Source organism: uncultured Arthrobacter sp., from assembly GCF_902805515.1.
Taxonomy (GTDB): Bacteria; Actinomycetota; Actinomycetes; order Actinomycetales; family Micrococcaceae; genus Arthrobacter_D.
Map to the genome: position 1 here is coordinate 15,630 of NZ_CADCTE010000154.1, position 12,731 is coordinate 28,360.

At 69.0% G+C, this 12,731-nt stretch carries 10 protein-coding genes and 1 tRNA gene; 8 read left to right on the forward strand and 3 right to left on the reverse strand.

Annotated elements, in window-relative coordinates:
• Positions 1–11 precede the first annotated feature (11 nt).
• Positions 12–85, forward strand: a tRNA-Pro gene (locus QZX79_RS14030).
• 157 nt (positions 86–242) lie between these two features.
• On the opposite strand, the gene QZX79_RS14035 is transcribed toward QZX79_RS14030, so the two are convergent.
• Complete coding sequence (locus QZX79_RS14035; protein WP_294569084.1) at positions 243–854, reverse strand: hypothetical protein; 612 nt, start codon at positions 852–854, stop codon at positions 243–245.
• Positions 855–1,086: 232 nt separating this feature from the next.
• On the opposite strand from QZX79_RS14035, the gene gcvH reads away from it, so the two are divergent.
• The 5 genes from gcvH to QZX79_RS14060 all read left to right on the forward strand — a co-directional run bounded on the left by gcvH (position 1,087) and on the right by QZX79_RS14060 (position 4,078).
• On the forward strand, positions 1,087–1,473 hold the full coding sequence (gene gcvH, locus QZX79_RS14040) for a glycine cleavage system protein GcvH (RefSeq protein WP_120169741.1): 387 nt from the start codon (positions 1,087–1,089) through the stop codon (positions 1,471–1,473).
• A 75-nt stretch (positions 1,474–1,548) separates the two neighbouring features.
• Positions 1,549–2,043 carry an FHA domain-containing protein gene (locus QZX79_RS14045; protein WP_294569086.1) on the forward strand — a complete coding sequence of 165 codons (495 nt, stop codon included), beginning with the start codon at positions 1,549–1,551 and terminating at the stop codon, positions 2,041–2,043.
• Between the two features lie 8 nt (positions 2,044–2,051).
• Positions 2,052–2,801 carry a MerR family transcriptional regulator gene (locus tag QZX79_RS14050; protein ID WP_294569088.1) on the forward strand — a complete coding sequence of 250 codons (750 nt, stop codon included), beginning with the start codon at positions 2,052–2,054 and terminating at the stop codon, positions 2,799–2,801.
• A 7-nt stretch (positions 2,802–2,808) separates the two neighbouring features.
• The gene (locus QZX79_RS14055; protein ID WP_133404879.1) at positions 2,809–3,309 is read left to right on the forward strand and encodes a bifunctional nuclease family protein; all 501 of its coding nucleotides are present in this window, start codon (positions 2,809–2,811) and stop codon (positions 3,307–3,309) included.
• A gap of 175 nt (positions 3,310–3,484) precedes the next feature.
• Entirely contained in the window at positions 3,485–4,078 is a 594-nt protein-coding gene (locus QZX79_RS14060) for a MerR family transcriptional regulator (RefSeq protein ID WP_294569091.1), read from the forward strand.
• 312 nt (positions 4,079–4,390) lie between these two features.
• Here QZX79_RS14060 and QZX79_RS14065 read toward each other — a convergent pair whose 3' ends face one another.
• Positions 4,391–5,224, reverse strand: coding sequence for a ParA family protein (locus tag QZX79_RS14065; RefSeq protein WP_294569093.1), 834 nt, complete (start codon positions 5,222–5,224; stop codon positions 4,391–4,393).
• A 266-nt stretch (positions 5,225–5,490) separates the two neighbouring features.
• On the opposite strand from QZX79_RS14065, the gene QZX79_RS14070 reads away from it, so the two are divergent.
• A complete protein-coding gene (locus tag QZX79_RS14070; RefSeq protein WP_294569096.1) occupies positions 5,491–8,898 on the forward strand; it encodes a pyruvate carboxylase in 3,408 nt (1,135 codons plus the stop codon).
• Positions 8,899–9,018: 120 nt separating this feature from the next.
• The gene (locus QZX79_RS14075) at positions 9,019–10,656 is read left to right on the forward strand and encodes a MinD/ParA family protein (protein ID WP_294569098.1); all 1,638 of its coding nucleotides are present in this window, start codon (positions 9,019–9,021) and stop codon (positions 10,654–10,656) included.
• 116 nt (positions 10,657–10,772) lie between these two features.
• On the opposite strand, the gene QZX79_RS14080 is transcribed toward QZX79_RS14075, so the two are convergent.
• Positions 10,773–12,581, reverse strand: coding sequence for a long-chain fatty acid--CoA ligase (locus QZX79_RS14080; protein WP_294569100.1), 1,809 nt, complete (start codon positions 12,579–12,581; stop codon positions 10,773–10,775).
• Between the last annotated feature and the right edge of the window lie 150 nt (positions 12,582–12,731).

Genomic DNA, 12,731 nt, shown 5'->3' on the forward strand with positions numbered 1-12,731 from the left:
GTTGAACCGATCGGGATGTGGCGCAGCTTGGTAGCGCACTTGACTGGGGGTCAAGGGGTCGCAGGTTCAAATCCTGTCATCCCGACAGAGAAGGCACAGGCCAGGGGCCGTTTCCGGAACAACCGGAAACGGCCCCTGCTGCTTTAATCGGCGCTGCGTTGACCGGCGCGTCCACCGGCGCGCTGATGCCCGCCGACCGTTCCGCGCCCTGCGCTGACCGCCGACCGGAATCGGCACCGCGGCTAACCGCCGCCGGTGCCCTCCTCCTCGCCGTCGGGTCCCGCGGTTTCCGGCCCGGTCCCTTCGCCTTCGGTTCCGGTGCCCCCGCCGCCGGTGTTGTCGGTCCCGGTTGCGCCGGCGTCCGTCGCCCCGGCCGTCGGCTCACAGGCGTCCGCACCCCGGCCAGTGCCGGTTCCGCCGGCCGCCTCGGTTTCGGTCCCGGTGCCTCCGGTTTCAGTCCCGGTGCCCGCGCCCCCCGTCTCGGTGCCATCGGTGCCGGTGGCCGCAGTGCCCGTGGCTCCGGTGCCCTCGGCTCCCTGCTCGCCGCCGCCGGGGGCGTCGGTTTCGGTTCCACCGGGGCCGGTGGCTCCGATCGACGGTTGAACGCTTTCGGAATCCGTGGCGCCGGTGCCTTCGGTTTCGGTCCCGGTTCCGCCGGTCCCTCCTCCGTCGCCGCCGCGCGGCTCGCAGGACGCCTCGGCCGTCGCCGACTCAGCGGCCGGCACAGTCGGATCCTGCGTCACCTCCTCGACGGGGTTTTCCGGGCCGGGACCCCCGGTACCGCCACAACCGACAAGAAGCAGCGCACTCACACCCAGCGCCGCCGGGAGAGTCTTCAATTTTGTGGAGATCATTTTGATCACCTCCCGCCCTGATCGCGCGATTAACCGTAGGCAGGGAGAAATCGCACGGGCAATAAATGCGGCGCCCTACAGATAACTTCCACAGGTCCGCCGGGGAGCGTATAAGGCCTTCATTTGAACCGGGCGGCACGCTACCCGCCGATGATTTATGCCTATACTCGATCAGGATCGGCTCGGGCAGCGCCGCCCCTCTCCCCCCTGGATAGAACGACGAAAGGCAATCATGAGCAACGTCCCCGAAGGCCTCTACTACACCGCCGAGCACGAGTGGGTCACCGAGCCCAATGCTGCCGGCATCGTCCGGGTGGGAATCACGGACTTCGCCCAGGACGCCCTGGGAGACGTGGTGTACGTCCAGATGCCCGAGGTCGGCACTTCGGTGACCGGTGCGGACGTTGTGGGGGAGGTCGAGTCGACGAAGAGTGTCAGCGATATCTACGCTCCCGTCACCGGTGAGGTTGTTTCACGCAATGAGGGGCTCGATGACGATCCCGCCCTCATCAACTCCGATCCCTACGGCGAGGGCTGGCTGATGGAGATCAAGGTTGAGAGTGCGTCGGTTGTCGAGGACCTGCTGAGTTCAACGGAATACTCGCAGCAGGTAGGCTAGACACACCGGCTCTGGCAGTACTTCACGGCCAACCGGCATTGTCCGGTTGGCCGCCTAATGTGGGAGGAAACACCAATGGTTGGCGACGACAGCGCAGCCGTAAACGAAGGAGGGCACCACATGGAGTCCCCGGAAACTACGACGATCGGCCTGCCTCCGCAGGCAGCCTTCGCGGAGGTTGAACGGCATCTCACCAAGGAGGAGCAGGCCTCGGTGGCAGCGCTGCCTGCAGGCTCCGCCCTCCTTGTGGCCCATTCAGGCCCCAACGCCGGAGCGCGGTTCCTCCTGGACGAGGATGTCACCAAGGCCGGGCGCCACCCCAACGCCGACATCTTCCTTGACGACGTCACCGTCTCCCGGCAGCACGCCGAGTTCCGCCGCACCCCCAACGGGTTCATGGTTGTCGACACCCGGAGCCTCAACGGCACCTACGTGAACAACGACCGCGTGGACAGCGTGGTGCTGCGCAGCGGTAACGAGGTCCAGATCGGCAAGTTCCGGCTCACCTTCTACGCCGCCCGCGCCACTCCGGCAGGCCAGACGCCCTCCCAGCCCGCGGCACAGGCCTGATCCGCTTCATGCCGACACCCCAGCCCAGCCGGCGCAGCGTCGGCATCGCCCCGGCCCACCCCAGCTCCGGAGTCCTCAACATCGGGGAAGTGCTGCGGGAGCTGGCGGCGGAGTTTCCGCAGGTCACGGCGTCCAAGATCCGGTTCCTTGAGGAAAAGGGACTGATCAGCCCGCAGCGCACCCGTGCCGGGTACCGCAAGTACGCTCCGACCGACGTCGAGCGCCTGCGGTTCGTCCTGGCCCTTCAGCGCGATCAGTACCTGCCGCTGAAGGTGATCAAGGACTACGTTGACGCCATCGACCGCGGTGAACGGCCCGAGTCGCTGCCCGGAGGGATGAGCCTGTCCCCGCGGATGGTCTCGGACCAGCTGGCCCGCGAGCTCAGCTCCCACGCCCGCAGGCTCACCGCGGAGACCCTCGCGGCCGAGGCCAAGGCCCCCCGCCGCCTGGTCGACGACCTGATCAGCTTCGGGCTGATCGCCCCGGTGGAGGGCCGGTTCGATGAGCATGCCCTGAAGGTCACCCAGGCCTGCGTCCAGCTCGAGAGCCACGGCATTGAACCCCGCCACCTGCGCCCCTTCCGGGCCGCGGCCGACCGCGAACTCGGACTGGTCGAACGCGTCGTCGCCCCGGTGGCCTCGCGGCGCGACGTGGCCTCGAAGGCCCGGGCAGCCGAGACCGCCCGCGAGATCAGCGAATTGTGCCTTAACCTTCACAGCGCCCTGGTTTACTCTCAGATAGCCAGAATGGACAGTTAGGCCGGCCATGATCGAAGTCGAAGTTGTCGGAGTTCGAATTGAGCTGCCCTCCAACCAGCCCCTCGTGCTGCTGAAGGAACTGGCGGGGGAGCGGCACATCCCCATCTGGATCGGGGCACCGGAGGCAAGTGCCATTGCGTTCGTCCAGCAGGGCATCGTCCCGCCCCGCCCCATGACCCACGACCTTCTCGTCAGCGTTGTCGCCGCCGCGGGACGCGCCATCACCGAGGTCCGGATCGTCGCTGTGCAGGACACCGTCTTCCACGCGGAACTCGTCCTCGACGACGGTACTCGGGTCAGCTCCCGTGCCTCCGACGCCCTGGCCGTCGCCCTGCGCGTCCCCTGCAGCATCTACTGCGCGGAGCAGGTCCTCGACGCCGCAGGCGTCGAGATCGCCGACCCCGAGGCCGACGACGAGGAAGCCGGCGACCAGGAAACGGCCGAGAAGGAACTCAAGCAGTTCCGCGAATTCCTCGCCGACGTCGAGCCCGAGGATTTCGAGCCCTGACCGCCCGACACGCAAATCTTCGAGGCCAGCATCTTTGACCTTGTGTCCGGGGGGATCTAACGTCAAAGCATACGGTTCCCATTGCAACGGAGAGGAACTCGGGGCACACTGTAACAGAGCCCTGAGATCCGGCCTCCAGAGGCTACTTCCCCGGGAACCCAATGAGGAGGCACGCGTGAGTCCGAAGGGTGACGCCGGCAAGCTGAAGAGCCCGGCCGCGGCGGGCACTGGCATACCCGCCAGCGCCCAGGGCTTACTGTTCACCGAAGACCTCCCCGTCCTTGACGAGGACGCCGGCTACCGCGGCCCCACGGCCTGCAAGGCCGCCGGAATCACCTACCGCCAGCTCGACTACTGGGCCCGCACCGGACTCGTCGAACCGGCCGTCCGCGGAGCGTCAGGATCCGGCACGCAGCGGCTCTACGGTTTCCGCGACATTCTCGTCCTCAAGGTCGTCAAGCGGCTCCTCGACACCGGCGTTTCACTCCAGCAGATCCGCACCGCCGTCGAACACCTGCGCGAACGCGGCGTTGAGGACCTCGCCCAGATCACGCTCATGAGCGACGGCGCCAGCGTCTACGAGTGCACCTCCGCCGACGAGGTCATCGACCTGGTCCAGGGCGGGCAGGGCGTCTTCGGCATCGCCGTCGGCCGGGTATGGCGTGAGGTCGAAGGAAGCCTCGCCGCGCTCCCGAGCGAACACGCGGCCGACCAGGATTTCCCTGACGACGAGCTCAGCAAGCGCCGCACGGCCCGCCGGATCGGCTAGCGCCCGGCCCTCCTCGGGGTCTTGCACGAACCTCCCGGCCTTCGCCGGGTTACCTCCTTTATGATTTGGCCCGCGCATCGGTGGGCCCGCATCGGCAGCAGCTTCTTCTCCTCCCGGCCCGCATCGGGCAGCAGGCATCGCACGGTTCAGGGGAGTTCGGCGGGCTCGGCCGGTAGGCGGACAGTTGCACCGCAGATTGTCCGGCGCATTGCCGGACGCCGTCATCCGCAGGCGTCAACCCATCGCCTGCCGCAGTCCTTGCGGCGGCTGGGACGTGCCGACCCACGGACCCCGCGGCCCGTTCGGGGCTGGTCAGCGGCGGGCGACGCGGCTGCGCAGGCGGCCGGCGCCCACCAGGGAGCGCAGCAGTTCGTCGAAGTACTCCGAGGCCTGTCGGGCCGATTCGCCGGGCCAGTGATGGACCGCGTGCGCGGCGCCCTGGATCTGCTGCCAGTTGGCCTGTTCTGCAATCGTGGGGCTGAGCAGCAGTTCATTGAACATCTGCTTCATTTCCGCCAGACGGAAGGTGTGCTCGTTCGAGGAGGAACGCACGCGGTTCGCCACGATCCCGGCGGTCTGCAGGCCCGGTGCGTATTCGGCCTTGAACAGTTCGATCGCGCGCATCGTGCGTTCGGTGCCGGCCACCGAGAACAGTCCCGGCTCGGCCACCAGCAGCACCCTGTTGCTCGCCGTCCAGGCCATCCGGGTGAGTCCGTTGAGCGAGGGCGGGCAGTCGATGAGGACCAGGCCGTAGCCGGTCACCCGGGAGAGCAGCGTCGAGAGGCGGCGAAGGTCGCGGCGCCCAAGGTCCGGGCGGTCGTAGATGCCCGAGAAGGCCGAGCCCATGGCGACGTCGAGGACCGGCTTCGCGCCGGAACCGGCGAGGTTCTGCTCGATCGCCGTCTCGACCCAGCCACTGGGGACGGTGTTGGCCGCGAGGTCGGCGCGGCGGGCGTTCTTCAGGAGCCGGCCGATGTCCAGCTGCCCACCGGCGCGGACGCCGAGGCCCGTCGTCGCATCGGCATGCGGGTCAAGGTCGACCACGAGGGTCGGGATGCCAGCTGCGAGTGCCGCCGATGCCAGCCCCAGGGTCACGGAGGTTTTCCCCACGCCGCCTTTGAGGCTGCTGATACTCACTACTTGCACTGGTTGGACCTCTACCTTAAATCGCGGGAATTCCGGCTGCGGGCACGGCGGCACTGATGCGCTTCCCTATTGTATGGTCCCGCGGGAGGTAATCCCGTGCGGCATGCCGCACGGCGTCCCACGGCCAGTATTCGGACGTAATTTGAGCGGGCGTGGTCAACCGACTGTAGGCTCGTGCTGAAACCACGCAATCCTTCACCGCACGGCGTACCACCGAATTATCGGCACATTCCCCAGCATATTCACCGTAAATAAGCAGGAGCGGCATGTTCTCCAAGATTCTTGTAGCAAACCGCGGCGAAATCGCCATTCGGGCCTTCCGGGCAGGGCATGAGGCGGGAGCCAAGACCGTCGCCGTGTTCCCGTACGAGGACCGCAACTCCATCCACCGGCAGAAGGCCGATGAGGCCTACCTGATCGGAGAGCAGGGCCACCCGGTGCGCGCCTACCTCGACGTCGCCGAGGTGGTCCGCGTCGCGAAGGAATCCGGATGCGACGCCATCTACCCCGGCTACGGTTTCCTCTCCGAGAACCCGGACCTCGCGCGGGCCGCAGCCGAGGCGGGCATCACCTTCGTCGGGCCGCCCGCCGACGTGCTCGAACTCGCGGGCAATAAGGTCAAGGCCCTCGACGCCGCCCGGGAGGCAGGCATCCCGGTCCTGAAGTCCTCCAGGCCGAGCGCGGACCTCGAGGAGCTGATCGCGGCGGCGGACGAGATCGGCTTCCCGGTGTTCGCCAAGGCCGTCGCCGGCGGCGGCGGACGCGGGATGCGGCGGGTTGACACCCGCGAGGCCCTCCCGGGAGCGCTTGAGGCGGCGATGCGCGAGGCCGAATCGGCCTTCGGTGATCCGACGATGTTCCTCGAGCAGGCCGTGCTGCGCCCCCGCCACATTGAGGTGCAGATCCTGGCGGACGCCGAGGGCAACGTGATGCACCTCTTCGAGCGCGATTGCTCGCTGCAGCGCCGCCACCAGAAGGTCATCGAGATCGCACCGGCGCCGAACCTCGACGACTCCATCCGCCAGGCGCTGTACCGCGACGCCGTCGCCTTCGCCAAGGCCCTGAAGTACGTCAATGCCGGCACGGTCGAATTCCTCGTCGACACCGTGGGTGAGCGCGCCGGCCAGCACGTGTTCATCGAGATGAACCCCCGCATCCAGGTCGAGCACACCGTGACCGAGGAGGTCACCGACGTCGACCTCGTCCAGTCCCAGCTGCGGATCGCGGCGGGGGAGACCCTGGCCGACCTCGGCCTGAGCCAGGAGACGGTCCAGCTCCGCGGGGCCGCGCTGCAGAGCCGGATCACCACCGAGGATCCGGCCAACGGGTTCCGCCCCGACGTCGGAAGGATCACCGCCTACCGTTCGGCCGGCGGAGCCGGGGTGCGCCTCGACGGCGGCACGGTGTACGCGGGCGCCGAGATCAGCCCGCATTTCGACTCCATGCTCGTGAAGCTGACCTGCCGGGGCAGGGACTACCCCACGGCGGTCACCCGTGCCCGCCGGGCGCTGGCGGAGTTCCGGGTGCGCGGGGTCTCAACGAACATCTCCTTCCTGCAGGCCGTGCTCGACGACCCGGACTTCATCGCCGGGAACGTCGCCACCTCCTTCATCGACGAACGCCCCGAGCTGCTCACCGCGAGGGTCCCTGCGGACCGGGGGACCAAGCTGCTGACCTGGCTGGCCGACGTCACGGTCAACAAACCCAACGGAGAGCGCCCGGCCCACCTCGACCCGCGGGAGAAACTGCCTGCGCTGACCGAGGGCGGGCAGGACCTGCCGTCCGGGTCCCGCCAGCTGCTGCAGGAGCTCGGCCCGGAGGGATTCGCCGCACGGCTGCGCGCCCAGGAAGCCGTTGCCGTCACCGACACCACCTTCCGGGACGCCCACCAGTCCCTGCTGGCCACCCGGGTGCGCACCCGCGACCTCGCGGCGGCCGGCGGGTCGGTCTCGCGCCTGACTCCGCAGCTGCTGTCGGTTGAGGCCTGGGGCGGTGCCACCTACGACGTCGGCCTGCGCTTCCTCGGGGAGGACCCGTGGGACCGGCTCGATACGCTGCGGCGGGAGATTCCGAACATCTGCCTGCAGATGCTCCTGCGCGGGCGCAACACCGTCGGCTACACCCCGTACCCGGAGGCCGTCACCGAGGCCTTCGTGAAGGAGGCCGCCGCCTCGGGCATCGACATCTTCCGGATCTTCGACGCGCTCAACGACGTGTCCCAGATGGAACCGGCAATCCGCGCCGTCCGGGCCACCGGCACCGCCGTGGCGGAGGTCGCCCTGTGCTACACCGCGGACATGCTCGACCCGAAGGAAACCCTCTACACCCTCGACTACTACCTGGGTCTGGCCGAGCGGATGGTCGCCGCAGGCGCGCACATCCTCGCCATCAAGGACATGGCGGGGCTGCTCCGTCCCGCCGCGGCCGCGAAGCTCGTGACCGCCCTTCGGGAGCGTTTCGACCTGCCGGTCCACCTCCACACCCACGACACCGCCGGCGGGCAGCTCGCGACGCTCCTTGCCGCCGTCGACGCCGGGGTGGACGCCGTCGACACCGCCAGCGCCCCGCTGGCCGGCACCACCAGCCAGCCCTCAGCGTCGGCCCTCGTGGCAGCGCTTGCCCACACTCCGCGGGATACGGGGATCGACCTCGACGCGGTCAGCTCCCTGGAACCCTACTGGGAGGCCGTGCGGCGGACATACTCGCCGTTCGAGTCCGGGCTGCCGGGCCCGACCGGCCGGGTGTACCGCCACGAAATCCCGGGCGGACAGCTGTCGAACCTCAAGCAGCAGGCCATCGCCCTGGGGCTCGGCGAACGGTTCGAGGCGATCGAGGACATGTACACCGCGGCGGACCGGATCCTCGGCCGGCTGGTCAAGGTCACTCCGTCCTCCAAGGTGGTCGGCGACCTGGCGCTCCAGCTGGTCGGCGCGAACGCCGATCCGGCCGACTTCCAGGAGAACCCGCAGAACTACGACATCCCCGACTCGGTGATCGGGTTCCTCAACGGCGAACTCGGCGACCCGCCGGGCGGCTGGCCGGAACCGTTCCGTTCCAAGGCGCTTCAGGGGCGGGCCGTGAAACCGCGCATCGTTGACCTGGAGTCCGCCGACGAGCAGGCTCTGGCCGGGGGTTCCGCCCAGCGGCGGACCACGCTGAACCGCCTGCTGTTCCCGGGGCCGGCCGCGGACTTCGCCCGGACGCGGGAGACCTACGGCGACGTCTCGGTGCTGAATACCGCCGACTACCTGTATGGCCTGCAGCAGGGTGGCGAGCACGTCATCGAACTCGAGAAGGGCGTGAGGCTGATCGCGACCCTTGAGGCCGTCTCGGACGCCGACGAGAAGGGACTGCGCACGGTGATGTGCACCCTCAACGGCCAGATGCGGCCCGTTTCGGTGCGCGACCGCAGCGTCACGAGCGACGTCAAGGCCGCGGAGAAGGCCGACCCGTCCAATGCGGGCCATATCGCGGCACCCTTCGCGGGCGCCGTCACGGTGACCGTCGCGGAGGGCGCCACGGTGAGCGCCGGCGACACCGTCGCCACCATCGAGGCGATGAAGATGGAAGCGAACATCACCACCCCGACGGCCGGCACCGTGCAGCGCATCACTGCCAATGGCGCCCAGCAGGTCCAGGGCGGCGACCTGCTCGTCGTCATCAGCCCGGCCTGAGCCTTCAGCCTCGGGACCGGGATGGAGTCGATCCCGGTCCGGAGGCGCTGCGCTAGAGTTCATCGTTGATGCCCCGCACCGTCCGGCGCGCCCGGCCCGTACCCAACCCCGTGAGGAACCATGGTCTCGAAATCCCCCTCAAGTCCCACTCAACCCGACCCGGAACAACCGGAAGCCGCGGCCGAGCCGGGGCAGGGCGCAGGGGAGGCGACGGGATCCGGGACGGCTGCCCGGGGGGCCACCGGTCCGGCCCCGACCGGCAGGACCGAGGCGGGGGCCTCGGATGCGGCGAAGGCCTCGGACAGGGTGACGGCTCCCGCTGCGGAGTCTTCGGCAGGCGCGGACGCCGCCGGCGGGGAGCCCGCCGCCGGCGCTGTGCCGTCCACCGACGTGCCTTCCACTGACGAGGCCCCTGCTGGCGAGGCCCCTGCCTCGAGCCAGAACCCCGCCGCCGTCGGAGCGCCCTCCCCGGGCGGCGCCCCGGGCGCGCCGCCGCAGTCCTCGGCCGCGGGCCTGTGGAACGGCGGAGTGCAGGTCGGCCCGGTTCCGATCATCCAGGCACCGCTGCCGCCCACGCTCATTCCGGAGATCGGAGCCACCTCCGCACCGAACCTCCTCTCCATTCCGGTGCCCGCCGGGCCCACCGGGTGGCGCCCGAGCGGATCCGCCGCGCCTGCCGCGGGGGAGCCGGCTGGAAGCACCGAGCCCACCGGGTGGCGCCCGAGCGGATCCGCCGAGCCTTCCGCGGAGGAGCCGGCCGGCGGTACCGTTCCCGGGACCGGAGATTCCGCAGCCGAGGAGCCGCCCAGCGCCCGCCGGGTGCGCGAAACCGGGCCGGAACCGGCGTCCGCGCTGACCGCCGACCGCCTGTTGACCGGGACCGAGCGGCCGCCCTCCGGCGGCTGGCGGCGCCTGCTCTACTCCGCGACGCTGGGCTATGTGAACCTTGGCGACTCCGACGCGGTGCGGATCCGCAGGGCGACCGAACATCGGATCGCCGTCCGCCTCGGCGGGCACACCCGATATGTGCCGGTCCTCTCCCGGAAGGGCGGCGTGGGCAAGACCACCGTCACCACGCTCCTCGGCATGGCGCTCGCCGACATGCGCGAGGACCGCATCATCGCGATGGACGCCAACCCCGACCGGGGAACGCTGTCCGACCGTTCCCCGGGACGCGCCGATTTTACCGCCCGCCAGCTGGTGCAGAACCGGTTCATGGTCGACTCCTTCGCTCAGCTGGCCCACTACGTCACCCGCGACGGCTCCCGGCTGCACGTCCTGGCCTCGGACACCGACCCCGCGGTGGCGCAGGCCTTCGACGATGCCGACTACCGCGCCGTCACCGACATCCTCAGCCGGTACTACTCCATCGTGCTCACCGATTCCGGCACGGGCATGGTGCACTCGGTGATGAAGGGAACCCTTGAGAAGGCGGACACCGTGGTGCTCGTCTCCGGCGGAAGCGTCGACGAGGCGAGGCTTGCCTCGGAAACCCTGTCCTGGCTCGAGGCCCACGGCCGGCACGACCTGGTGGCCAAGGCGATCGTTGTCATCAACCTGTCCTCGGGCAACGGCACCCAGGTCAGGGTCGGGGAGATCGAGGAGCACTTCCTCTCCCGGGTCGGCACGGTGGTGCGCATCCCGTACGACCGGCACCTGGCCGAGGGCTCACGCATCGACCTGGCGAAGCTGCAGCCGGCCACGCGCAACGCGGTGATCGAGCTGGCCGCGCTCGTCGTCGACGAACTGCACGACTGAGGCCTGCCGCCGCGCCGGATAACGACGAACGCACCCGGAAACGACGAACGCACCCGATATTTCGGGTGCGTTCGTCGTTTTGAGGTGGGCCGGTCGTTTTCGACGCGCCGGGCCCCCTATACGCGGGGGGTGGCGTAGATTCCCTCGACGATGTCGGAGTAGTCGGTGAGGACCTGGGCGCGCTTGATCTTCAGGGACGGCGTGAGGTGGCCGCTGGTCTCCGTGAAGTCGGAGGGGACGATCCGGAACACCTTGATCGCCTCGGCCTGGGAGACCGTCTTGTTCGCCTCGTCGACGATGGTCTGGATCTCGGCCAGCACCGCCGGGTGGCTGACGGCCTCCTCCATGGTGGTGCCGGCCGGCAGCTGGTGGCGCTCGAGCCAGCCCGGCAGGGCCTCCTCGTCGAGGGTGATCAGGGCCGAGATGAACGGACGCTGGTCGCCGACCACCACGCACTGCGACACGATGGCGTTGGCGCGGATGGTGTCCTCAAGCATCGCGGGCACCACGTTCTTGCCGCCGGCGGTGACGATGATTTCCTTCTTGCGGCCCGTGATGCGCAGGTACCCGTCGGCGTCGAGCTCGCCGATGTCACCGGTGCGGAACCAGCCGTCGACGAAGTTTTCTTCAGTGAGGTCCGGCCGGTTGAAGTAGCCCCGGAGCACCGCGACGCCCTTCGCGAGGATCTCGCCGTCGTCGGCGATCTTGACGGCGTTGCCCGGCAGCGGGGCGCCGACCGTGCCGATCTTGACCTTGCGCGGGGTGTTCACCGTGAGCGGCGCCGTGGTCTCGGTGAGCCCGTAGCCCTCGAGGACCAGCAGGCCGATGCCGTGGAAGAAGTGGCCCAGCCGGTCGCCCAGCGGCGCTCCGCCCGACACCGCGTACTCGACCTTTCCGCCCATGGCGGCACGGATCTTGCGGTAGAGCAGCCGGTCGAACAGGGCGTGCTTGGCGCGCAGGGCCAGCGGGACCTTCCCGGCCTGGTCGGCCTTCGACCAGGCGATGGCGACGTCGGCGCCGGCGTGGAAGATCTTGCCCTTGCCGCCGTCCTCGGCCTTGAGCATCGAGTTGTTGTACACCTTCTCGAAGACCCGGGGAACGGCCAGGATGAAGCTCGGCTGGTAGCTCTGCAGGTCAGGCAGCAGGTTCTTGACGTCCGCGGTGTGGGCGACCGTCGCTCCGGCGGCGACGCACAGCACCGAGATGAACCGGGCGAAGACATGCGCGAGCGGCAGGAACATGATGGTGCGCGCACCCTCGTGGGCGACCTCGGACAGTGCCGCGGCAGCGTTTTCGGAGAGCTCGACGAAGTTGGCGTGGGTGAGCTCGCACCCCTTGGGGCGCCCCGTGGTGCCGGAGGTGTAGATGATTGTGGCGATGTCGTCGAGGTTCGCCAGCGACCGGCGGTCCGCGAGGGTCGAGTCCTCGATCAGGGTCCCCGCGGTCCGGAGGGTTTCGAGTCCGTTGCCGTCGAACTGCCACACGTGGGTCAGGGCGGATGCGCTCTCGCCGGCCGCGGCTTCACGGACGACGTTCTCGTGCCGGGCCGACTCGACGAAGGCCGCCACGGCGCCGGAGTCGGTGAGGATCCATGCGACCTGCGCCGGTGAGGAGGTTTCGTAGACGGGAACCGGGACGGCGCCGGCGAACCAGATGGCGAAGTCGGCGAGGGCCCACTCGTAGCGGGTGCGGGCCATGATCGCCACCCGGTCGCCCGGGTTGACGTTCGAGGCGATCAGGCCCTTGGCGACTGCCTCGACCTGCTCGCGGAACTCGGTGGCGCGAATGTCCCGCCACTGGCCTGCTGCGTCCTGGACGGAGAACAGGGCCGGGTTTGACGCCTTTTCCGCCTGCCGCACCACGAGGTCGGTAGTGTTGCTGTTGCGGGGGACGTCCACTAGGACGGGAACGCTGATTTCGCGCACAATAGCTCCTTTGATATCGCCGACGACTACAGGCATTTTCATAGACTATAGGGTGCCGCAGCCCTCGTTACTGTCCAGTAATGTACGATTTGATAACGGTGGAGGAAAATGCGCACCGGCTCCCGCCGCAGGATCCTGGAGGAGGACGAG